Raw genomic sequence first — 22,535 nt, 5'->3', positions numbered from 1 at the left:
TACGCGAGTAGAATTTTTGTGCCGGTAGTCTGAAGGAACCTGCTCAGCACCAGCAAGCAGCACACGCCAGCACCACACACCGGGAGTGCCAGTGGCACGCGTCGTAGTCGACGTCATGCTCAAGCCGGAGATCCTCGACCCCCAGGGCCAGGCGGTGCAGCGTGCACTGCCGCGCCTCGGTTTCCAGGGCATCTCCGACGTACGTCAGGGAAAGCGCTTCGAACTCGAGGTCGACGGGCCCGTCGATGACGCCGCCCTCGCCCGTATCCACGAGTTGGCGGAAACCTTCCTCGCCAACACGGTGATCGAGGACTTCGTCGTAAAGGTCGAAGACGCCGAAGGATCCGAGAAGGTGGCGGGGGCCGCGAAGTGACTGCTCGAATTGGAGTCGTCACTTTCCCGGGAACCCTCGACGACCGCGACACCCAGCGCGCCGTCCGCGTCGCAGGCGCCGAAGCCGTGCCGCTCTGGCACAAGGACAAGGACCTCAAGCAGGTCGACGCCGTGGTGCTGCCCGGCGGCTTCTCCTACGGCGACTATCTGCGGGCCGGCGCCATCTCGCGTTTCTCCCCGGTGATGGAGTCCGTCATCGAGCAGGCGAAGGCCGGAATGCCGGTCCTCGGCATCTGCAACGGCTTCCAGGTGCTCACCGAGACGCACCTCCTGCCCGGCGCGATGCTGCGCAACAACCACCTGCACTTCATCTGCCGCGAGCAGAAGCTGCGGGTGGAGAACGCGTCGACCGCCTGGACCGCGGACTACACGGCGGGCCAGGAGATCCTGATCCCGCTCAAGAACATCGACGGGCAGTACACCGCCGACGAGCGGACCCTGGACATGCTGGAGGCCGAGGGCCGCGTCGCCTTCCGCTACCTCGACGGCAACCCCAACGGCTCGCTCCGCGACATCGCCGGCATCACCAACGAGGCGGGCAACGTCGTCGGCCTCATGCCGCACCCCGAGCACGCCGTGGAGCCCCTCATCGGCACCGGCCGTACCGACGGTCTCGGATTCTTCACCTCGATCCTGAAGAAGCTGGTCAACGCATGACTCTGGACACCGTCAAGCACGCGGCAGAGACCCCCGACGTCAAGCTGCCCTGGGCCGAACTGGGCCTGAAGGAAGACGAGTACGAGCGCGTCCGCGAGATCCTCGGCCGCCGCCCGACCGGCGCCGAGCTCGCCATGTACTCCGTCATGTGGTCCGAGCACTGCTCGTACAAGAGCAGCAAGATCCACCTGAAGCAGTTCGGCGAGAAGGTCCCCGAGAACGACGCCATGCTCGTCGGCATCGGCGAGAACGCCGGTGTGGTCGACGTCGGCCAGGGTTACGCGGTCACCTTCAAGGTCGAGTCGCACAACCACCCGTCGTACGTCGAGCCCTACCAGGGCGCGGCCACCGGCGTCGGCGGCATCGTCCGCGACATCATCGCGATGGGCGCCCGCCCGGTCGCGGTCGTGGACCCGCTGCGCATGGGCGACGCGAACCACCCCGACACCAAGCGCGTGCTCCCCGGAGTCGTCGCGGGCATCGGTGGCTACGGCAACTGCCTGGGCCTGCCCAACATCGGCGGCGAGCTCGTCTTCGACGCCTGCTACCAGGGCAACCCGCTGGTCAACGCCGGTGCCATCGGCGTGATGCGGCACGAGGACATCCACCTCGCGAAGGCGAGCGGTCCCGGCAACAAGGTCATCCTGTACGGCGCCCGCACGGGCGGCGACGGCATCGGCGGCGCCTCCATCCTGGCCTCCGAGACCTTCGACGACAGCAAGCCGTCGAAGCGTCCGGCCGTCCAGGTCGGCGACCCCTTCCAGGAGAAGCTCCTCATCGAGTGCACCCTGGAGGCCTTCGCCGAGAAGCTCGTCGTCGGCATCCAGGACCTCGGCGCCGCCGGACTCTCCTGCGCCACCAGCGAGTTGGCGTCCAACGGCTCGGGCGGCATGCGCGTCGAGCTGGACGACGTGCCGCTGCGCGACTCCACGCTCACCCCTGAGGAGATCCTCATGAGTGAGTCGCAGGAGCGCATGTGCGCCGTCGTGGAGCCGGAGAAGGTCGAGCGCTTCCTCGCGATCTGCGAGAAGTGGGACGTCATCGCCACCGTCGTCGGTGAAGTGACGGACGGCGACCGCCTGGAGATCTTCTGGCACGGCGAGAAGATCGTCGACGTCGACCCGCGCACGGTCGCGCACGACGGCCCGGTCTACGAGCGTCCCTACGCCCGTCCGTCCTGGCAGGACGCCCTCCAGGCCGACGACGCGGGCAAGCTCGCCCGCCCGGCGAACGCGGACGAGCTGCGCGAGCAGGTCCTCAAGCTGGTCGCCGCCCCGAACCAGGCCGCGAAGTCCTGGGTCACCGACCAGTACGACCGTTTCGTGCAGGGCAACACCGTGCTCGCCCAGCCCGAGGACTCCGGGATGATCCGGATCAACGAGGAGACGGGCCTCGGCGTCGCCATCGCCACCGACGGCAACGGCCGGTTCGCGAAGCTCGACCCGTACGCCGGCGCGCAGCTCGCGCTCGCCGAGTCGTACCGCAACGTCGCCGCGTCCGGCGCCAAGCCGCTCGCGATCTCGGACTGCCTGAACTTCGGTTCGCCCGAGGACCCGGACGTCATGTGGCAGTTCGCCGAGGCCATCCGCGGCCTCGCGGACGGCTGCCTGGAGCTGGGCACCCCGGTCACCGGCGGCAACGTCTCGCTCTACAACCAGACCGGTGAGGCGGCGATCCACCCGACGCCCGTCGTCGCCGTCCTCGGTGTGATCGACGACGTCGCCCGCCGCACGCCGATCGCCTTCGAGGAAGAGGGCCAGCTCCTCTACCTGCTCGGCGAGACGCACGAGGAGTTCGGCGGTTCGGCCTGGTCGCAGGTGGTCCACGGGCACCTCGGCGGGCTGCCGCCCAAGGTCGACCTGGCGCGCGAGAAGCTGCTCGCCGAGATCCTCATCTCGGCCTCGCGCGACGGCATGATCGACGCCGCCCACGACCTGTCGGACGGCGGTCTCGTGCAGGCCGTCACCGAGTCGTGCCTGCGCGGCGGCAAGGGCGCGCGGCTCGTCGTGCCGGACGGCCTCGACGCGTTCACCTTCCTCTTCTCCGAGTCGGCGGGGCGCGCGGTCGTCTCGGTGCCGCGGAGCGAGGAGCTGCGCTTCACCGACATGTGCGGGGCGCGGGGTCTGCCCGTCACGCGCATCGGTGTGGTCGACGGCGACGTCATCGACGTACAGGGCGAGTTCGCGCTGCCGCTGAGCGAGCTGCGCACGGCGCACGAGGAGACGATTCCGGGGCTCTTCGCCTGATCCGTCCTCTTCCCCGAAGCCCCCGTCCGGACCAGGTCCGGACGGGGGCTTCGGCGTGTGCGCGGATCGGAGGTTGCTTGAGATTACGTAATTACGTAATCTCAAGCCCATGGATCTGGAAGAGCGGGTCGCCGCGCTGGAGCGGCGCATGGCGGAGCTGGAGAGCGCTGAGCAGGCCGCGCCCGCCGTGGGCGAGGGAGATTTCTGGGCCCTCGACGCGCTGAAGGCGCGGCATCCGGTGACGGACGACGCGGACGGCGCCGTCCTGTTCACCGGAGCGGTGCGGGTGCCGACGGGCCACCGGTACGAGTGGCAGTACGGCCTGCTGACCGAGTCGGTCGTCGAGGGCGACTGGTCCGACGCGGCCGAGTCGTTCGCCGCGCTCGGCAATCCCGTACGGCTGCGGCTGCTGAAGGAGATCCTCGGCGGGCTGCGCACGGCTGCCGAGCTGGCCGCGCTGGAGGACATCGGCACGACCGGCCAGATCTACCACCACCTGCGCCAACTGACCGGCGCGGGCTGGCTGCACAGCGCGGAGCGCGGCCGCTACGAGGTGCCCGCCGGGCGGGTCGTGCCGCTGCTCGTGGTGCTCACGGCCGCGCGCCCGGTGACCTGACCGGGATCCCGACACGCATTTCTGTACGAGTCCGCACGAGGGGGAGCTATGTCCGTAGGCCTACGAAAGTCCGCCGCTGTGGCCCAGCGGGTGCTGTGGGTGGTGTTCTTCGCCCAGTTCGTCGTCAGGCAGTTCATGGACCTGCCGTACAACTACTGGGTGAGCTGGCTGCCCGCCCTCGGTGCGATCGCCATCAGCGTGGCACTGTCCCGCTCCGCGCGTCGGCAGATCGTGGCGGAGCCCCCGGCGCCGGTCGAGGTCGAGCCGCCGGTCACCGGCCGCTGGTCCGCGCTGAACAGCCCCGCGGACAAGGTGCCGAGCCACGGCACGCACGGCCTCGGGCAGACCTACGCCATCGACATCACGGCCGAACCGGCCGAAGGCCCCGCCCGCCCCCAGCCCGTCTGGTTCTGGCCCGTCGCCCGGAGCGGTCAGGCCTACCCCGCCTTCGGGGCGCCGCTGCACGCGGTGGCCGACGCGACCGTCGTGCACGCCGAGGACGGCCAGCGCGATCACCTCAGCCGCAGTTCCCTGGTCGGGGTGCTGTACTTCTGGCTGATCGAGGGCGTCGGCAGGACGCTCGGCGGCACCCGTCGCATCGTCGGCAACCACATCGTGCTCGACCTCGGCGAGGGGGCGTACGCCATGTACGCGCACGTCCGGCAGGGCTCGCTCGCCGTGCGGGCGGGGGACAAGGTCCTCGCCGGTCAGCGGATCGGCGGCTGCGGGAACTCCGGCAACTCCACCGAGCCGCACGTGCACTTCCAGCTGATGGACGGGCCCGACCTGGACACGGCGAGGGGCGTGCCGTTCAGCTGGCGCGGGGTCGGGGTGCCCGCGAACGGCGAGAAATTCACGGTCGACGCGCCGGTCCCCGTGGACCAGGTCAAGAATTAGTTCAAGCCTAAAATTCATCCTGGTACAGTGCGGTCATGGCTGAGGCTGAAGCAGGCATGGCCGCGCAACCACTCGGGCTGCGCGAGCGCAAAAAGCGGCAGACCGCGATGCGGATCTGGCGCAGCGCGCTCGACCTGTTCCTGGAGCGTGGCTACGACAAGGTCTCCGTCGCGGAGATCGCGGCCGCCGCCGACGTCTCGAAGATGACCGTCTTCAACTACTTCGGCACCAAGGAGGACGTCCTCCTCGGCCCGATGGAGGAGCACGTCTCCGACGCCGCAGACGCCGTGCGCGAGCGCGAGCCCGGGGAGAGCGCGGTCGCCGCGCTGCGCCGCCAGTTCCTCGTCAAGGTCGCCGAGCGCGACCCCTCGATCGGCCTCTCCGGCGATGCCCGGCTGCTCCAGATGCGGCAGCTCATCAGCGACACCCCCGCCCTCGCGCGCCGGATGCTGACCTTCCAGATGCGCAGCGTCGAGCTCCTCGCGGAGGTCCTCGCCGAGGAGACGGGGGACCGGCTGCTCGCCGGAGTCGCCGCCCACCAGCTCGTCGCCGCGCGGGGCGCGGTGATCCTGGAGAACCATCGCAGGCTCGTCGCGGGCGACACCGTCGAGGAGATGGCCGACGACTGCGCGGCCCTCGCCGAGCGCGCCTTCGACCTGGTGGAAAAGGGACTTCAGGGGTACCCCGCCAAGGCTTAGGGCCTGTCCGGCGGATCATGGCGCGGGTCGCGTCGCCCGAGCAGGGGGACCCCCATCGCGTTGCCGCCCTCCTCAGCCTTGCAGCCGGACGCACCAGACCCCGCTCACCGGCACCGCAAGGCGGACGCCACACCTCCGCTCCCTGATCCGCCGGACAGGCCCTAGGGTCGGCACCATGCCACCGGCCAAGAAGCGCACGCGCTCGTACGACTCCGCCAAGACCCGCACCGCCGTCCTCGCCCAGTTCGGCAACGTACGCGACGCGGTGCGCACCCTCACGCCCGAGCAGCTCGCCCGCCCGACCCGGCTCGGTGCCTGGACCGTGCGCGAACTGGCGGCGCACCTCGCGATGGTCCTCGGCACCGTCCACCGCTACCTCGGCATGCCGGAACCGGACAAGCACGAAGTGCCGCTCATGGACTGGCCGTTCGCGACGGTCACGGCGGCAGCGCAGGTCGACGAGGACACCCGGGCGATCGCGGAGACGGCGGGCGCGGACCTCGACGACCTGTTCACGCGCACGCTCACCGGCATCGAGGAGTCCCTGGCCGCCGCGTCCGACGCGCGCCTGGTGCCCTCCCGCTTCGGCGCCATGACCCTCGGCGACTTCCTCGTCACCCGTACCGTCGAACTCACCGTCCACACCGACGACTTGAACGACGCGGTGCCGGGCCTCGACGTCCCGTACGACCGGCAGGCCCTGGCCGCCTGCGCCCGGTTGCTCGCGGACGCCCTCGCCGTGAAGGCGCCGGGCGCGTCGACGGAGGTGCGGATCCCGCCGTACGCCGTCGTGCAGTGCGTCGAGGGCCCCCGGCACACCCGCGGCACCCCGCCCAACGTCGTCGAGACCGACCCGCTCACCTGGATCCGGCTGGCGACCGGCCGGACGCGGTGGGCGACCGCGGTCGACGCGGCGCAGGTCAGCGCCAGCGGCGAGCGGGCGGATCTGTCGGGGCTGCTGCCGATCATGGGGTGATGGAACCGGGACCCCCACTTGTCCCGTCACATTGCCATGCACACGCAGCGAGTGACCCTCACCCTGACCGCGCTGGCCTCCGCGGGGCTGCTGCTCACGGCATGCGGCACCGAGTCCGGAGCCGGCTCCGAAGGCGACTCCGGCGGGCGTTCCGTGGCGAGCGAGCAAGCTCTGACCGGCGTCCGGTGGAACGTGGACAGCCTCACCGTCGGCGGCAAGAAGCACGACGCCCCGGAAGGCGCCTACCTCAAGATCGGCAAGGACGGGCGGGCCGGCGGCAGCTACGGCTGCAACCAGGCCGGTACGACCGTGTCGATCAAGGGCGACACCGTGGACTTCGGCAAGACGCAGACGACGCGGATGGCCTGTGAGGGCAGCGGCCGCATGAAGTTCGAGGAGGACTTCACGCGCGCCCTCGGCTCGGGCAAGTTCACCGCGAAGGTGGACGGCGACCGCATGACCCTCACCACGGCAAAGGGAGACCGCGTGGACTTCACCTCGCAGCCCGCCGAGCCCGACGCCCCGCTCACCGGCACCAAGTGGACGGTGAACGGCATCGGCGACGGCAAGACGGCCGCGACCCTGCCGAAGGCGCTGTCCGGCAAGGTCCACCTCACCTTCGGCGACGACGGCAAGGTCCGCGGCAACCTCGGCTGCAACGACGTCACCGCCAAGGCCGAGACGGAGGACGGCCGCATCACCTTCGGGGCGCCCGCGACCACCCGGAAGATGTGTCCGGGCGACGCGATGACCACCGAGCGCAAGCTGCTCAAGCTCTTCGGCGGCAAGGCGCGTTACGAGGTGCGGCAGGACACGCTGAAGCTCACCGCGGACGACGGCACCGTGATCAACGCGAACGCCGCCGCGGACAAGGGCAAGAGCTAAGGCCAAAGGCCACGGCCAAGAGCTGAGGGCTAGGGCTTGGGATAGGGCAGCAGCTCGTCGTCCGTCCGCTCCCAAGCCCGCCGCAGCTCCGCCAGGAGACGCGGTTCCGAGGCGGCCCGGTCGGCCTGCTCGCGCCGGTCGTCCGCGAGGTCGTATAGGTGGTCCGTGCCGTCCTTGCCCCGGTAGTACTTCCAGTCCCCGCGCCGCAGCGCACGCTCCCCGCGCACCCGCCAGAACAGCTCGCGCTCGGCGATCCGCTCGCCCCGCAGCAAGTAGGGGGCCAGGCTCGTGCCGTCCAGGGGGTGCGCCGGGTCCGGCCGGGCCCCGGCGATCTCCAGGAGGGTCGCCGTCCAGTCGGGCGTGTAGACGGGCTCGTCGCTGACCTGCCCGCCGTCCAGCCGCGCCGGCCACCGCACGATGGTCGGCACCCGGATGCCGCCCTCCCGCAGCGAGCCCTTGTTGCCGGACAGCGGCCAGTTGTACGAGAAGCGCTCGCCGCCGTTGTCGGACGCGAAGAACACGAGGGTGTCCCGCTCCTGCCCGGACTTCTTCAGCGCGCGCAGCACCTCCCCGATGGAGCGGTCCAGGTCCTCGACCATCTCCGTGTACTTCTCGACGGAGCCGCCGTCCTGGTGCCAGAGCGCGCCCTTCTCGCCCGCCCTGACCCTGCGCACGATCTCGGCGCTCTGCTCCTCGTCGCCGTCGGCTATCCAGGGCCAGTGCGGGGTGGTGAAGTTGAGGTTGAGCAGCCACGGCCTGTCCCCGTGGTCACGGCGTACGTAGTCGCTCGCCCGCTCGGTCAGGATGCGCGTGTAGTACCGCAGGTCCTTGTACTCGGCGTCGCCCTCGTAGAGGTCGTACTCCCCGCCGAGCCCGAGCTTCGAGTAGTACTCCAACGCCCCGCCGAAGTTCCCGAAGAACTCGTCCCAGCCCGACTTGGTGGGCGAGTAATCCGGCAGATAGCCGCAGTGCCACTTGCCGATGAGCGCGGTCGCGTATCCGGCGTCCCTCAGCAGCGACGCCAGCGTGGGGTGCGTCGGCTCCAGACCCACGGACTTGTCCGCGATCGGCTCCGCGAGCCCGCCCTTCGTACGCCCCGGGAAGCGCCCCGTGTACAGGCTGAAGCGGGTCGGCGAGCAGGTCGCGGACCCGGAGTAGGCGTCGGTGAACCGCACGCCCTGGCGGGCCAGGCGGTCCAGGTTCGGGGTCTTGATGTGCGGCGATCCGTAGGACGACAGGTCGGCCCAGCCGAGGTCGTCGCCGAGGATGAAGAGGATGTTCGGGCGCCGTCCGCCCCGGCGCGGGGCCGCGCGGAAGGGCCGCTCCCGGGCCTCGGCGGCGGCGGGCAGTCCCACCGCGGCGGCGGCACCGGCTCCCACGGCACCGCCGAAGGCACGTCGGGACAGGCTGGACTTCTCGTACGAGGGTGAGGACATGGCTGCGCTCCTGAACGGGGCGCGGCACGGCAGGGCGGCGCGACCCGGAGTCGGAAGAAGTGAGTCGACGGAGAGTGAGTTCAGGCAGCGCAGCGACAGATGGCGCTCGCGACACGGACCAGGTCGACGTGGCGGCGCTCCACAAGGGCGACCGTCCGGTCACCGAGGGGCTGCAGGGGCATGGGCCAGGAGCTTCACGGGGCCCGACCGTCCCTGTCAACGCTCCGGACCGGCTGTTCACACGGGCTTCGTACTCCACGTGCGCATCAGGGCCACGACTACGCTCCGTGCGGGGCCCGTATCCCCAATTCGGACCAGTGGTCGATCTCGCCTACACTCGATGCCGTGCCACGTGGTGACGGTCGACTCAATCACGATCTGCTCCCCGGCGAGAAAGGCCCCCAGGACGCTTGTGGCGTCTTCGGTGTCTGGGCTCCGGGCGAAGAGGTCGCAAAGCTCACGTACTTCGGGCTCTATGCCCTCCAGCATCGGGGCCAGGAATCCGCGGGAATCGCGGTCAGCAACGGCTCCCAGATCCTCGTCTTCAAGGACATGGGCCTCGTGTCCCAGGTCTTCGACGAAACCTCTCTCAGCTCGCTCCAGGGTCATATCGCGGTCGGTCACGCCCGCTACTCGACCACCGGAGCCTCCGTATGGGAGAACGCCCAGCCGACGTTCCGTGCCACCGCGCACGGCTCCATCGCGCTCGGGCACAACGGCAACCTCGTCAACACGGCCCAGCTCGCCGAGCTGGTCGCCGAACTGCCGAAGGAGAACGGCCGCGCGACGCAGGTCGCCGCGACCAACGACACCGACCTGGTGACGGCTCTCCTCGCGGGGCAGGTGGACGACGACGGCAAGCCGCTCACCATCGAGGAGGCGGCCACCAAGGTCCTCCCGGACGTCCAGGGCGCCTTCTCCCTCGTCTTCATGAACGAGCACACGCTGTACGCGGCCCGCGACCCGCAGGGCATCCGCCCGCTGGTCCTCGGCCGCCTGGAGCGCGGCTGGGTCGTCGCCTCGGAGTCCGCGGCGCTCGACATCTGCGGTGCCAGCTTCGTCCGCGAGGTCGAGCCCGGCGAGTTCATCGCGGTCGACGAGAACGGACTGCGAACGTCCCGATTCGCGGAAGCGAAGCCCAAGGGCTGTGTCTTCGAGTACGTCTATCTGGCGCGCCCCGACACGGACATCGCCGGCCGGAACGTCTACCTCTCGCGCGTCGAGATGGGCCGGAAACTCGCCGAGGAAGCTCCCGTCGAGGCCGACCTCGTCATAGCGACCCCGGAATCCGGCACGCCCGCCGCGATCGGTTACGCGGAAGCCTCCGGCATCCCCTTCGGCGCCGGCCTGGTCAAGAACGCCTACGTCGGCCGGACCTTCATCCAGCCCTCGCAGACGATCCGCCAGCTCGGCATCCGTCTCAAGCTGAACCCGCTCAAGGAAGTCATCAAGGGCAAGCGCCTCGTGGTCGTCGACGACTCGATCGTCCGCGGCAACACCCAGCGCGCCCTGGTCAAGATGCTCCGCGAGGCAGGCGCCGCCGAGATCCACATCCGGATCTCCTCGCCGCCCGTGAAGTGGCCCTGCTTCTTCGGCATCGACTTCGCGACCCGCGCCGAGCTCATCGCCAACGGCATGACGATCGACGAGATCGCCACCTCGATGGGCGCCGACTCGCTCTCGTACATCTCCATCGACGGCATGATCGAGGCCACGACCATCGACAAGCCGAACCTCTGCCGCGCCTGCTTCGACGGCGTGTACCCGATGGATCTGCCCGACCCCGAGCTGCTCGGCAAGCAGCTCCTGGAGACGGAGCTGGCGGCAGGCCCTGCCGCCACGGCAGCGGCCGACGCGATCCGTCGCCCGTAAGCCCCACGTAGTAACGACACGAAAGCTCTCAACTCACCATGTCTGAGACCACAGGTGCCAGCTACGCCTCCGCGGGCGTGGACATCGAGGCGGGCGACCGCGCCGTCGAGCTGATGAAGGAATGGGTCAAGAAGACCCGGCGTCCCGAGGTCGCGGGCCTCGGCGGCCTCGGCGGCTTCGCCGGACTCTTCGACGCCTCGGCGCTCAAGCGCTTCGAGCGCCCGCTGCTCGCCTCCGCGACCGACGGCGTCGGCACGAAGGTCGACATCGCCCGTCAGATGGGGGTCTACGACACCATCGGCCACGACCTCGTCGCGATGGTCATGGACGACATCGTCGTGTGCGGCGCCGAGCCGCTCTTCATGACCGACTACATCTGCGTCGGCAAGGTCCACCCCGAGCGCGTCGCCGCCATCGTGAAGGGCATCGCCGAGGGCTGTGTCCTCGCGGGCTGCTCGCTCGTCGGCGGCGAGACCGCGGAGCACCCGGGTCTGCTCGGCCCGGACGACTTCGACGTCGCGGGCGCCGGCACGGGAGCGGTCGAGGCCGACCGCCTGCTCGGCCCGGATCGCATCCGTAAGGGGGACGCGGTCATCGCCATGGCGGCGTCCGGTCTTCACTCGAACGGGTACTCGCTCGTCCGGCACGTGGTCTTCGACCGCGCGGGCTGGGCCCTGGACCGCCGGGTCGAGGAGTTCGGCCGCACGCTGGGCGAGGAGCTCCTGGAGCCCACCAAGATCTACTCCCTGGACTGCCTGGCGCTCACCCGCACCACGGACGTCCACGCCTTCAGCCACGTCACCGGCGGCGGGCTCGCGGCCAACCTCGCCCGGGTGATCCCGGACGGCCTGCACGCGATCGTGGACCGCGGCACCTGGACCCCCGGCGCGGTCTTCGACGTGGTCGGCCAAGTCGGCCAGGTCGAGCGCCTGGAGCTGGAGAAGACGCTCAACATGGGCGTCGGAATGATCGCGATCGTCCCCGAGGAGTCGGCGGACGCGGCGCTCACCACCCTCGCCGACCGCGGCCTGGACGCCTGGGTCGCGGGCGAGATCACGGACCGCGGCGAGCACGCGACGGGCGCCGCCATGATCGGCGACTACGCCAAGTAGGCCCGTGATCCCGTTCTCGGAGCAGCACAAAACCCGGTCCGGTGTGGTGACCACCCCGGACCGGGTGAAGTGCAGTTGCTATGCGAACTGCGAATACTGCGTAGGCAACAAATGCTGCGTATGCAACGAGGTCAAGCGCCGCGGCGCTGCGACGACGGACCGGACTCGTCGGAGTCCTCGTCCTCGTCGTCGTTGTACAGATCCGCGTACTGGGCGTACGGGTCGTCTTCCTCGTCGTCGTCCTCGAACGGCTCGCCATTCGGCGGCTGTTGCGAAGTCGAAGCGCCCAGCTCATTGGCCAGACGCGACAGGTCAGTCCCGCCGCTGCTGTACTTCAGCTGGCGGGCGACCTTCGTCTGCTTGGCCTTTGCCCGGCCGCGCCCCATGGCTCGACCCCCTCGGATATGGGGCTCGGTGGCCCCAGAGTCTTGACACGCGTTCATGATCGGGAACGGGCTCTCCTCGGAGAGACCGGTCCGTAGGGCTTCCACGGTACCTGCTCCTGCGGCCATACGGTACGTCGCCCGCAGGACGCGCCTCGGCGCACAACCCTCGAGGAGCCCCGTCCTCGCTGGTCAACTGCGATTTTAACCTCTTCTTGGCGGGCGACCCGCCGACGGGGGTGAGTCTTGTCTCTCGTGTACGTCGACGGGGCCCTGTCAAAGCGTCGCAGAACGCCGGAACATCAGATTCCGGTTTGTTTCAGCGCGCGTCGGACATGCGCTGTTCGGCGATCCTGTCGGCCGCCGCGGCCGGCGGGATGCCGTCCTCCTTTGCGCGAGCGAATATTGCGAGCGTGGTGTCGAAGATCTTCGAAGCCTTCGCCTTGCACCGGTCGAAGTCGAAGCCGTGCAGCTCGTCGGCGACCTGGATCACCCCGCCCGCGTTCACCACGTAGTCCGGCGCGTAGAGGATCGACCGGTCGGCCAGGTCCTTCTCCACACCCGGATGCGCGAGCTGGTTGTTCGCGGCGCCGCACACCACCTTCGCGGTGAGCACCGGCACGGAGTCGTCGTCGAGCGCGCCGCCGAGCGCACAGGGCGCGTAGATGTCGAGGCCCTCGGTGCGGATGAGTGCCTCGGTGTCCGCCACCGCCGTCACCGACGGGTGCTTGTGGACGATCCGGTTGACCGACTCCTCGCGCACGTCCGTGATCACGACCTCGGCGCCGTCCTCCAGAAGGTGCTCGACCAGGTGGTGGCCCACCTTGCCGACGCCCGCGACGCCGACCTTGCGCCCGCGCAGCGACGCATCGCCCCACAGGTGCTCGGCGCTGGCCCGCATGCCCTGGAAGACACCGAAGGCGGTGAGCACGGAGGAGTCCCCCGCGCCGCCGTTCTCGGGCGAACGTCCGGTGGTCCAGCGGCACTCGCGCGCGACGACGTCCATGTCGGCGACGTACGTACCGACGTCGCAGGCCGTCACGTAGCGGCCGCCGAGCGAGGCGACGCAGCGGCCGAAGGCGAGCAGCAGCTCCTCGCTCTTGATCCGGTCCGGGTCGCCGATGATCACGGCTTTGCCGCCGCCGTGGTCGAGCCCGGCCATGGCGTTCTTGTACGACATTCCGCGCGACAGGTTCAGGACGTCGGCGACGGCCTCTTCCTCGGTCGCGTACGGGTAGAAGCGGGTGCCGCCGAGGGCGGGGCCCAGGGCGGTGCTGTGGATGGCGATGACGGCCTTGAGGCCGCTGGCGCGGTCCTGGCAGAGCACTACTTGCTCGTGGCCTCCCTGGTCCGAGTGGAACAGGGTGTGCAGGACGCCGTTGTCTGCTTCGGTCACTGTGGTGACTCCCGGTCAAGTGCGGCGGTTGGGCGGGCTCCCGTACGGGTGGCGGGGGTCCGATGGGCATGAGACTAGAGGCTGTCCACCGACCTTGACCTCCCGGTGCCGAGGATCACGTTTTCCGGCGCGCCCGCGGGGGAGAGAGGAGCCGTGCCCAAGGTGTCTTCGGTGACGGTCCCGTACGCGTCCTACCTGCGTGTGTACGAGCCGTTGGCCGCCTTCCCCGAGCCGGAGCGCGGCCACTGGGCGCGCTATGCCCGCCGCCCCGACCTGCCCTCCTGCCAGGACGAGCTCCGCAGCTCGCTGGCCGACCTGGTGCCCACGCCCCCGGTGCCCGTGCCGGTGCACGAGAGCGACGACGCCTTCGTGGTCGAGGTGGACGGGGTGCTGTGCGTCTGCCCGTGGCGGACCCGGCTGCGCGGCTGGCAGGCCATGGAGGAGCTGGCGGGGCAGCTGCCGCCGCCGGTCCTGGACGCGGTGCTCCCTCCGGTGCTGCGCCGCCAGACCGCCGCGGACTACGAGCGGTGGCTGGCGCGCAACCCCGACGCGCGCCCCTGGATCCGTACGTCGACGTGGCAGGTGCCGCTGCACTGGTTCGTGCTGGTCGCCGACGAGGAGCGGAGCCACGAGCGGGGTGCGTCGCCCGCGCTCCGCTACCGGACGCCGATGGTGCAGGCCCGGCGCCGGGTCGCGCGCGGGCTGCGGGCGCTGCGGGACGCGCTGGACGAGGGGCCGATCATCGAGGGGCTCGTGGACGTCGGCCGGTGGCTGGAGGAGTTCCACCCCCGTTCCCTCGTCGAGCTCGACTACGGCGGGCTCGTGCACGCGGTCTCCGCCGACGAGCTCGACGAGGACCACTCGGCCGCGGACGTCGCCGAGGGGATCGAGGCGCTGCGCATCGGCGACGGCGAGGCGGCCGGCGAGGCGTATGCAAGGCTCGTGGGGCGATGGCGGGCGGTTCGGGACCTTCAGTTCGCGAACTGAGGCCCCTGGTCGCCCGGGTGTCAGGACGTAGGTCCCGATCCGGGCCTTTGCCTCAAGCGTGACGGACCGCACTAACTGCACCCTTGCGCCCATCACCCCTCCTCGTGCCAAAATAGGACAAGGAGTCCGGGGAGGGCTCCTTCCGCCCAAGTATGGGCGGAATGCTCAGCATTGCACTCTATGGGGGGTCTGTTGACTCCTGATCGCTCTGTGACTGATCGTCACTGTGGCGTGACTGTCCGCTATGGCATGGTCCATCGGCTTCCGTCGGTGATGAACACCTGGGAGGGCAATTCCATCGGTTTGGCCGACGCGGCTGGACGGATGGTGTAGTTGTAGTGCCGAGGACAAGCCGTTCGTCCTATAACCGACTCGACTCGCGTCCGCCATTTCGGGCAACGCGGGTCAAGGTGCAGAATTTAGAGGAATGAACCGAGAAGGTTCGGTTCTCCCGAGGAGGCCGCTCATGACCGCTCGCACCCCTGATGCCGAGCCGCTGCTGACCCCGGCTGAGGTTGCCACGATGTTCCGCGTCGACCCGAAGACGGTGACGCGCTGGGCCAAGGCTGGCAAGCTCACGTCGATTCGCACGCTCGGCGGACACCGCCGGTACCGCGAGGCTGAGGTCCGCGCACTGCTGGCGGGTATTCCGCAGCAGCGCAGCGAGGCCTGAAGTACCGATCAACCAGCAGTAACTCGCACAACTCGGGCGAAGAGCACCACTGCTGCCGGGTCCCCCAACCTGGCCGTACGTCCGACATATGGCTACACACGACGAGGGTCCTGCCCCAACGGGGCCCACGCCTGACCCACTTGGGTGCGTCGTCGGATCGCGCTGGACTCCGCCGGGTCCAGCGCGATCTTTTTTGTGCGCCGAGGACGCGCTGGTGGGCGGGTCTCTGAGCGCCCTTGTTTGTCTCTGGGGGGTCCCTGGGCAGGGTGGCCGGGGAGGGCCTCGGGGGTGGTGCAATTGCACATATTAAATTGGCCCATTGTAGGGAGGGTGTAAGTTCCGGGGTTCCTGAAACTTGTTCGGTGACACCCGTCACACGTCGTGAATCTTGTTGCACACGACACCCCTGCGCTAGAGGGGCCGCGGCGGCATTCGTAGGCCTTCGGCTCTCAGCCTCCCACCGGGGAGGCGGCCCGCGCGTCGGCTTTGGTCATGCGTTGGGGGGACTTTCGTCCCCGTGCGGTCCGGCGGGCTCCGCCGGCTCGGCGTGGACGGCTGTGGCGCTCTCGCGCACGAAGGCCGCCTCGGGGGCCTCGTGCTCGCCGGGAACGCGCTGAGACGGCTCCAGGGCGAGCCGCAGCAGTCGATGGCAGATCGGGCAGTGCCGGGTCACATGGCGGTATCTGGTGGCCGCCGCGAGGTGCGCGCGCAGCAAGGCGCGCGTCTCGTGCCGCGCGGACGCCGGAGAAGCGGACATGCGTCACCTCCTGGGGAGCCTCCCGCGGCTCCCTGGTGTCCGGGGTACCGGTGGAATGTGACGCAGTCAAGATGCGCCCGCCACAACGGGCCGCACGCGGGGCGGCGCGAAGACGCGCACGGAGACGCGCATACGAAGAGGGCTGCACCCTCGCGGGTGCGGCCGGCCTCCGCCTCGACAGGCCGGTCGGCCGGGCGACACGAAGAAGGGCCGCACCCTCGCGGATGCGGCCCTTCTCTTACTGCGGTCCTGACGGGATTTGAACCCGCGGCCTCCACCTTGACAGGGTGGCGAGCACTCCAAACTGCTCCACAGGACCTTGCTTTGCGGCACTTGGTGTTGCGTTGTGCTGCGAGATGAGACTGTACAGCAGCGCAGGCCCAGCGGTCGAACTCACCCTGTGTGGCTGTCCGGTCACGCGTCGGATCACGGCACCGCGGCGTCGATCGCCTTCACGATCCGCTTGTCCGAGACGGGGTACGCCGTGCCCAGCGCGTGCGCGAAGTAGCTGACGCGGAGCTCCTCGACCATCCAGCGGATGTCCAGGACCTCCTGCGGCACGGGCCTGCCCTGCGGCATCTGTTCGAGCAGCCGCAGGTACTCGTCGCGCATCTCGTGGACCTTCTGCATGCGGCTGGTGTCCCGCTGGACGTTGGTCGGCATCTGCTGCAGGCGCCGGTCCGCCGCCACCATGTACCGCATCAGGTCCGGCAGTCGCCGCAGCCCCGTCTCCGTCGCGAAGCCCGGCTTGATGAGGGAGTTCAGCTGCTCCCGCACGTCCGTGAGGTTCGCGAGCAGCGTCGGGCTCTTCGTCGACTTCAGGCGGCGCTCACAGGCCTGCCAGGCGGCGAGGACCTGCTGCACCTGGCCGACCGCCCGCACGGTCGTGTCGACGATCTCCGCGCGCACCTTCTCGAAGAGCTTGCGGTACGACGCCTCGTCCCAGACGGGCCCGCCGAAGTCCGCGATCAGCTTGTCCGCGGCGGCCATCGCGCAGTCGTCGAAGAGGGCCTGCATGGAGCCGTGCGGGTTCGCCGACAGGGCGAGTTTCTGCTGGTTGCTGAGCTTGTCGGAGGCGAACTTGGCCGGATTCACCGGGATGTTGCGCAGGATGAGGCGGCGCGTCCCCCGCCACATCGCCAGGACCTGCTCGGCCTCGGTGTCGAAGAGGCGTACGGAGACGGTGTCCCCGTCGTCCACGAGCGCGGGGTACGCCTTCACCGGCTGGCCCGCGCGGCGGGTCTCGAAGACGCGCGTGAGGGTGCCGATGGTCCAGTCCGTGAGGCCCGTGCGCTCGACGGCCGCGCCGCCCGTCCGCTCGGCCGTCGCCGCGGCGGCCTGCGAGAGCGCCTGGCGGGCCTTCGGCTTCAGCCGCACCTTGAGGGCTTCGAGGTCCTTGTCCTCGGCGAGCTTCTTGCGTCGCTCGTCGGTGATCCGGAACGTGATCTTCAAGTGGTCGGGCACGCGTGTCAGATCGAAGTCCTCCGGCGAGACCGGCACGCCGACCATCCGCTGCAGCTCCCGCGCGAGCGTGACGTGCAGCGGCTCCTGCAGCGGCACCGCACGCTCCAGAAAGGCCTTCGCGAAGTTCGGCGCGGGGACGTAGTTGCGGCGGATCGGCTTGGGCAGGGAGCGGATCAGCTCGATGACCACGTCCTCGCGCAGGCCCGGGATCTGCCAGTCGAAGCCCTCGTCCGTGACCTGGTTCAGGACCTGGAGCGGGATGTGGACGGTCACGCCGTCCGCGTCCGCGCCCGGCTCGAACTGGTAGGTCACCTTGAACTTGAGCTGCCCCTGACGCCACGAGTCGGGGTAGTCGTCCTTGGAGACGTCCCCCGCCTTCTCGTTGATCAGCATCGACCGCTCGAAGTCGAGCAGCTCCGGCTCCTCGCGGTGCTTCTTCTTCCACCAGGAGTCGAAGTGCGCCCCCGACACGACGTGTTCGGGCACCCGCTGGTCGTAGAAGTCGAAGAGCGTCTCGTCGTCGACGAGGATGTCGCGGCGCCGCGCGCGGTGCTCCAGCTCCTCCACCTCGGTGAGGAGCCTGCGGTTGGCGGCGAAGAACTTGTGGTGCGTGCGCCAGTCGCCCTCGACCAGCGCGTTGCGGATGAACAGGTCGCGGGAGACCTCGGGGTCGATGCGGCCGTAGTTGACCTTGCGGTCGGTGACGATCGGGACGCCGTACAGCGTCACCTTCTCTATCGCCATCACCGCCGCCTGGTCCTTCTCCCAGTGCGGTTCGCTGTACGTGCGCTTCAGGAGGTGCTGGGCGAGCGGCTCGACCCACTCGGGCTCGATGCGGGCGTTCACCCGGGCCCACAGGCGCGAGGTCTCCACCAGCTCGGCCGACATGATGAAGCGCGGGGGCTTCTTGAAGAGCGCGGAGCCGGGGAAGACGGCGAACTTGGCGTTGCGGGCGCCCAGGTACTCGTTGCGTCCGCCGCGCTGCTTGGGGTCGCTGTCCTTGGACTCCTTCACATCCTTCATCCCGATGTGGGAGAGCAGGCCGGACAGGAGCGAGATGTGGACGTGCTGCTCGGGGGCGTCCTCCTCGTTGAGGTGGATGCCCATCTGCTTGGCGACCGTGCGCAGCTGCGTATAGATGTCCTGCCACTCGCGGATCCGCAGGAAGTTCAGATACTCCGCCTTGCACATCCGGCGGAACGAGGAGGAGCCGCGCTCCTTCTGCTGCTCGCGGACGTACCGCCACAGGTTGAGGAAGGCGAGGAAGTCGCTCGTCTCGTCCTTGAAGCGGGCGTGCTGCTGGTCGGCCTGCGCCTGCTTCTCCGACGGGCGCTCGCGCGGGTCCTGGATGGAGAGCGCGGCCGCGATCACCATGACCTCGCGCACGCAGCCGTTCTTGTCGGCCTCCAGGACCATGCGGGCCAGGCGCGGGTCGACGGGGAGCTGGCTGAGCTTGCGGCCCTGCTGGGTGAGCCGCTTCTTCGGGTCCTTCTGCGTCGGGTCCAGCGCGCCCAGTTCCTGGAGGAGCTGCACGCCGTCGCGGATGTTGCGGTGGTCCGGCGGGTCGATGAAGGGGAACTTCTCGATGTCGCCGAGGCCGGCCGCGGTCATCTGCAGGATGACGGAGGCGAGGTTCGTACGGAGGATCTCCGCGTCCGTGAACTCGGGCCGGGAGAGGAAGTCGTCCTCGCTGTACAGCCGGATGCAGATGCCGTCCGACGTACGCCCGCAGCGGCCCTTGCGCTGGTTGGCGCTGGCCTGGCTGACCGCCTCGATGGGCAGGCGCTGCACCTTCGTGCGGTGGCTGTAGCGGGAGATGCGGGCCGTGCCCGGGTCGATCACGTACTTGATGCCCGGGACGGTCAGGGAGGTCTCCGCGACGTTCGTCGCGAGGACGATCCGTCGTCCCGTGTGCTGCTGGAAGACGCGGTGCTGCTCGGCGTGCGACAGCCGGGCGTACAGCGGGAGCACTTCCGTGAACCGGTAGTTCTTCTTGTTCAGCGCGTCCGCCGTGTCGCGGATCTCGCGCTCCCCGGAGAGGAAGACGAGGATGTCGCCCTTGCCCTCGGCCTGGAGCTCCTCGACGGCGTCCGTGATCGCGGTGATCTGGTCGCGGTCCGAGTCGTCGCCGTCCTCTTCGAGGAGCGGGCGGTAGCGGACCTCCACCGGATACGTGCGCCCGCTGACCTCGACGATCGGCGCGTCCCCGAAGTGCCGCGAGAAGCGCTCGGGGTCGATGGTCGCGGAGGTGATCACGACCTTGAGGTCCGGGCGCTTGGGGAGCAGCTGGGCGAGGTACCCCAGCAGGAAGTCGATGTTGAGCGAACGCTCGTGGGCCTCGTCGATGATGATCGTGTCGTACGCGCGCAGCTCGCGGTCCGTCTGGATCTCGGCCAGCAGGATGCCGTCCGTCATCAGCTTCACGAAGGTGTCGGCGCCGACCTGGTCGGTGAAGCGGACCTTCCAGCCGACGGCCTCGCCCAGCGGGGTGTTCAGCTCGTCGGCGACTCGCTCGGCGACCGTGCGGGCCGCGATGCGGCGGGGCTGTGTGTGGCCGATCATGCCGCGCACGCCCCGGCCGAGCTCCATGCAGATCTTGGGGATCTGCGTGGTCTTGCCCGAGCCCGTCTCGCCCGCGACGATCACGACCTGGTGGTCGCGGATCGCCTCGGCGATCTCGTCCTTCTTCTGGCTGACCGGCAGCTGCTCCGGATACGTGATCACGGGCATGCGGGAGCCGCGCTCGGCCATCCGCGCCGCCGCCTTCTCCACGTCCGCCGAGATCTCGGCGAGGACGGCGGCGCGGGCCTCGGGCTTACGGATCCGGCGGGCACCCTCCAGCCGCCGGCCGATCCGGTGCTCGTCGCGCAGCGAGAGCTCGGAGAGGCGGGGGGCGAGGGCGTCGAGGGCAAGGGCGGGCTGCGTAGACATACGGCCTCCAGGATCTCACCCGCGACTCGGCAGTGGCGAACCGATTTCCCCGGCGGGGCGGCCCGCCACGTACGATTCCGGGCATGCCGACCCGCACGCGCACGACCTGGAGCCCCCTCGCGGTGGTCTTCCTCGTCGTGCTCGGGCTCGGGATGTTCTGCGGGCCCGCGGCCGCCGCGCAGCAGCCGGTGGCCGATGCCGCCCAGGCCACTGCGGCCACCGCGGCCACCGCGGCCGCCGAGGTGTTCGCCGCGCAGGCGGCCGACGTGCAGGGCTCGCCCGGCTGCGGCAAGGGCACCGACCGCGACGCCGACCAGACGCCGGGCACCCCGCAGCGCCCCGGAACGGCGTACGAACTGCTGCCCGCGCTGCACGACACCCGGGCCGCGTCCGGCTCGTGGGGCGCCGACCAGGCCGTGCTCCTGGTGGCACCGGGCCGGGCACCGCCCGCGCTCACTCCGCCCTCACCGATAGATCTCTCGATCCTGCGCGTGTAGGAGGCCCCTGACTTCAGGGGCCCCTTCATCGACGTACAACAGGACAAGAGAGAGCACCTCCGTGCCCAAGAACGGCAGCAAGCCTCAGAACATCAGCAAGCCTCAGAACAGCAACAAGAAGAGCCGCAACATCGCCATCGGCGCGGGTGTCGTCGTCGCCGCGGTGCTGCTCGGCGTCGCCTCGTACACCGCGACCAAGCCCGAGGACTCCCGCAACGGCACCGTGAAGGAGGAGGCCGCGGGCGCCGCGCCCTCCACCGATGCGCAGGCCGGTGTCTACCCCGAGCTGGAGAAGCTCGCCCGGCGCGACGCCAAGGACCCGCTCGCGCAGGGGCGCGCCGACGCGCCCGTCGTGATGGTCGAGTACGCCGACTTCAAGTGCGGCTTCTGCGGCAAGTTCGCCCGCGACACCGAGCCCGGCCTCGTGAAGAAGTACGTCGACGAGGGCACCCTGCGCATCGAATGGCGCAACTTCCCGATCTTCGGCGAGGACTCCGAGCGGGCCGCGCGCGGCGCGTGGGCGGCGGGCAGGCAAGGACGCTTCTGGCAGTTCCACGAGGCCGCGTACGCCGAGGGGTCCAAGGAGAAGGGCTTCGGCGACGGCCGTCTGGAGGAGCTGGCCAAGGAGGCCGGGGTCAAGGACGTCGACCGGTTCGTCGCCGACATGGGGAGCGACGCGGCCAAGAGCGCCGTCAAGAAGGACCAGGAGGAGGCGTACGGCCTCGGGGCCGCCGCGACGCCCTCCTTCGTGATCAACGGACGGCCCATCTCGGGCGCCCAGCCGGACCAGGTCTTCGACCAGGCCATCGAGACGGCGGCGAAGAGCGCGAAGGCGACCGGCAAGGGCAAGGGCGGGGGCTCCGAGTGACCGCCGACGTCGGGTACTTCGCCGCGTTCCTCGGCGGCCTCCTCGCCCTGGTCAGCCCCTGCAGCGCCCTGCTCCTGCCCGCCTTCTTCGCCTACTCGATCGACTCCACCTCGCGCCTCGTCGCCCGCACCGGCATCTTCTACGCGGGTCTCGCGACGACCCTGGTGCCGCTCGGCGCCGCCGGGTCCTACGCCGGGCGGTTCTTCTTCGGCCACCGCGACCAGCTGGTGCTCGTCGCCGGGTGGCTGATCATCGGGCTCGGTGTGCTGCAGATCCTCGGCATGGGGTTCGCCTCGCGGAAGATGGCGGAGCTGTCGGGCCGGATCCGGCCGACCACGGCGTTCTCCGTGTACGCGCTGGGGGCGGTGTACGGGCTCGCCGGATTCTGCGCGGGGCCGATCCTCGGCAGTGTGCTGACGGTGGCCGCGGTGAGCGGAAGCCCGGTCTACGGAGGGCTGCTGCTCGCCGTGTACGCGCTGGGGATGGCCGTGCCGCTCTTCGTGCTCGCCCTGCTCTGGGAGCGGTTCGACCTGGGGCGGCGCAGGTGGCTGCGGGGCCGGACGTTCCGGCTCGGGCGGTTCGAACTGCACACGACGTCGCTGCTGTCCGGCCTCTTCTTCATCGCGCTGGGAGCGCTGTTCCTCGCGTACGACGGGACGACGGCGCTGCCCGGCCTGCTGAACGTGGACGACTCGTTCGCGGTCGAGCAGTGGGCGGGCGGCGTCGGACGGGCGGTGCCGGACTCGGTGCTGCTGGTGGCCGTCGTGGTGGCGGCGGGGGCCGTGCTGGGG

The 22,535-nt window shown here is 69.9% G+C and carries 21 protein-coding genes and 1 tRNA gene; 15 read left to right on the top strand and 7 right to left on the bottom strand.

Annotated elements, in window-relative coordinates:
• Positions 1-91: 91 nt before the first annotated feature.
• The 8 genes from purS to AOK03_RS29265 all read left to right on the top strand — a co-directional run bounded on the left by purS (position 92) and on the right by AOK03_RS29265 (position 7,368).
• Complete coding sequence (gene purS / locus AOK03_RS29300) at positions 92-373, top strand: phosphoribosylformylglycinamidine synthase subunit PurS (protein ID WP_055568380.1); 282 nt, start codon at positions 92-94, stop codon at positions 371-373.
• Positions 370-1,050: a phosphoribosylformylglycinamidine synthase subunit PurQ gene (purQ, locus tag AOK03_RS29295; RefSeq protein WP_055568379.1), complete on the top strand. Its 681-nt coding sequence runs from the start codon at positions 370-372 to the stop codon at positions 1,048-1,050. Before purS ends, purQ begins: the two co-directional genes overlap by 4 nt.
• Complete coding sequence (gene purL / locus AOK03_RS29290) at positions 1,047-3,296, top strand: phosphoribosylformylglycinamidine synthase subunit PurL (RefSeq protein ID WP_055568378.1); 2,250 nt, start codon at positions 1,047-1,049, stop codon at positions 3,294-3,296. The genes purQ and purL overlap by 4 nt, the downstream gene beginning before the upstream one ends.
• Before the next feature lie 109 nt (positions 3,297-3,405).
• The gene (locus AOK03_RS29285; RefSeq protein WP_055568377.1) at positions 3,406-3,912 is read left to right on the top strand and encodes an ArsR/SmtB family transcription factor; all 507 of its coding nucleotides are present in this window, start codon (positions 3,406-3,408) and stop codon (positions 3,910-3,912) included.
• 48 nt (positions 3,913-3,960) lie between these two features.
• Positions 3,961-4,809, top strand: coding sequence for a M23 family metallopeptidase (locus AOK03_RS29280; protein ID WP_055568376.1), 849 nt, complete (start codon positions 3,961-3,963; stop codon positions 4,807-4,809).
• A gap of 35 nt (positions 4,810-4,844) precedes the next feature.
• A complete protein-coding gene (locus AOK03_RS29275; protein WP_244177801.1) occupies positions 4,845-5,507 on the top strand; it encodes a TetR/AcrR family transcriptional regulator in 663 nt (220 codons plus the stop codon).
• Between the two features lie 175 nt (positions 5,508-5,682).
• Complete coding sequence (locus tag AOK03_RS29270) at positions 5,683-6,483, top strand: maleylpyruvate isomerase family mycothiol-dependent enzyme (RefSeq protein WP_055568374.1); 801 nt, start codon at positions 5,683-5,685, stop codon at positions 6,481-6,483.
• A gap of 36 nt (positions 6,484-6,519) precedes the next feature.
• Positions 6,520-7,368 carry an META domain-containing protein gene (locus AOK03_RS29265; RefSeq protein ID WP_055568373.1) on the top strand — a complete coding sequence of 283 codons (849 nt, stop codon included), beginning with the start codon at positions 6,520-6,522 and terminating at the stop codon, positions 7,366-7,368.
• Positions 7,369-7,397: 29 nt separating this feature from the next.
• Here the strand turns inward: AOK03_RS29265 and AOK03_RS29260 are convergent, their stop codons facing one another.
• The gene (locus tag AOK03_RS29260; protein WP_055568372.1) at positions 7,398-8,804 is read right to left on the bottom strand and encodes a sulfatase family protein; all 1,407 of its coding nucleotides are present in this window, start codon (positions 8,802-8,804) and stop codon (positions 7,398-7,400) included.
• A gap of 80 nt (positions 8,805-8,884) precedes the next feature.
• Complete coding sequence (locus AOK03_RS45245) at positions 8,885-8,986, bottom strand: putative leader peptide (protein ID WP_359357530.1); 102 nt, start codon at positions 8,984-8,986, stop codon at positions 8,885-8,887.
• Positions 8,987-9,149: 163 nt separating this feature from the next.
• On the opposite strand from AOK03_RS45245, the gene purF reads away from it, so the two are divergent.
• Together purF and purM are read left to right on the top strand one after the other, a co-directional pair.
• Entirely contained in the window at positions 9,150-10,676 is a 1,527-nt protein-coding gene (purF, locus tag AOK03_RS29255) for an amidophosphoribosyltransferase (RefSeq protein ID WP_055568371.1), read from the top strand.
• Positions 10,677-10,714: 38 nt separating this feature from the next.
• A complete protein-coding gene (gene purM, locus AOK03_RS29250; protein WP_055568370.1) occupies positions 10,715-11,788 on the top strand; it encodes a phosphoribosylformylglycinamidine cyclo-ligase in 1,074 nt (357 codons plus the stop codon).
• 131 nt (positions 11,789-11,919) lie between these two features.
• Here purM and AOK03_RS29245 read toward each other — a convergent pair whose 3' ends face one another.
• Together AOK03_RS29245 and AOK03_RS29240 are read right to left on the bottom strand one after the other, a co-directional pair.
• Positions 11,920-12,174 (bottom strand): DUF3073 domain-containing protein, encoded by a 255-nt coding sequence (locus AOK03_RS29245; protein ID WP_055568369.1) that lies wholly within the window; start codon positions 12,172-12,174, stop codon positions 11,920-11,922.
• 316 nt (positions 12,175-12,490) lie between these two features.
• Entirely contained in the window at positions 12,491-13,567 is a 1,077-nt protein-coding gene (locus AOK03_RS29240) for a Leu/Phe/Val dehydrogenase (RefSeq protein WP_055568368.1), read from the bottom strand.
• Between the two features lie 153 nt (positions 13,568-13,720).
• Here AOK03_RS29240 and AOK03_RS29235 point away from each other — a divergent pair, with 153 nt between their 5' ends.
• On the top strand, positions 13,721-14,554 hold the full coding sequence (locus AOK03_RS29235; RefSeq protein ID WP_055568367.1) for a DUF8083 family protein: 834 nt from the start codon (positions 13,721-13,723) through the stop codon (positions 14,552-14,554).
• A gap of 466 nt (positions 14,555-15,020) precedes the next feature.
• A complete protein-coding gene (bldC, locus tag AOK03_RS29230) occupies positions 15,021-15,227 on the top strand; it encodes a developmental transcriptional regulator BldC (RefSeq protein WP_003949541.1) in 207 nt (68 codons plus the stop codon).
• A gap of 490 nt (positions 15,228-15,717) precedes the next feature.
• On the opposite strand, the gene AOK03_RS29225 is transcribed toward bldC, so the two are convergent.
• The 3 genes from AOK03_RS29225 to hrpA all read right to left on the bottom strand — a co-directional run bounded on the left by AOK03_RS29225 (position 15,718) and on the right by hrpA (position 20,379).
• Complete coding sequence (locus AOK03_RS29225; RefSeq protein WP_055568366.1) at positions 15,718-15,984, bottom strand: DUF6274 family protein; 267 nt, start codon at positions 15,982-15,984, stop codon at positions 15,718-15,720.
• Between the two features lie 244 nt (positions 15,985-16,228).
• Positions 16,229-16,303: transfer RNA gene (locus tag AOK03_RS29220), tRNA-Asp, on the bottom strand.
• A 107-nt stretch (positions 16,304-16,410) separates the two neighbouring features.
• Positions 16,411-20,379, bottom strand: a complete 3,969-nt coding sequence (gene hrpA, locus AOK03_RS29215) for an ATP-dependent RNA helicase HrpA (RefSeq protein ID WP_055568365.1) — start codon at positions 20,377-20,379, stop codon at positions 16,411-16,413.
• An 83-nt stretch (positions 20,380-20,462) separates the two neighbouring features.
• On the opposite strand from hrpA, the gene AOK03_RS43565 reads away from it, so the two are divergent.
• From AOK03_RS43565 to AOK03_RS29200, 3 genes are all read left to right on the top strand, one after another.
• Positions 20,463-20,876, top strand: coding sequence for a hypothetical protein (locus AOK03_RS43565; RefSeq protein ID WP_055568364.1), 414 nt, complete (start codon positions 20,463-20,465; stop codon positions 20,874-20,876).
• Positions 20,877-20,937: 61 nt separating this feature from the next.
• Positions 20,938-21,744 (top strand): DsbA family protein, encoded by an 807-nt coding sequence (locus AOK03_RS29205; protein WP_425264422.1) that lies wholly within the window; start codon positions 20,938-20,940, stop codon positions 21,742-21,744.
• A partial coding sequence (locus AOK03_RS29200; RefSeq protein WP_055568363.1) for a cytochrome c biogenesis CcdA family protein occupies positions 21,741-22,535 on the top strand: 795 nt, incomplete at its 3' end. The genes AOK03_RS29205 and AOK03_RS29200, both read left to right, overlap by 4 nt.

It is taken from the genome of Streptomyces atriruber (assembly GCF_001418325.1).
Taxonomy (GTDB): Bacteria; Actinomycetota; Actinomycetes; order Streptomycetales; family Streptomycetaceae; genus Streptomyces; species Streptomyces atriruber.
This window is presented reverse-complemented; position numbering and strand designations above follow the sequence as displayed.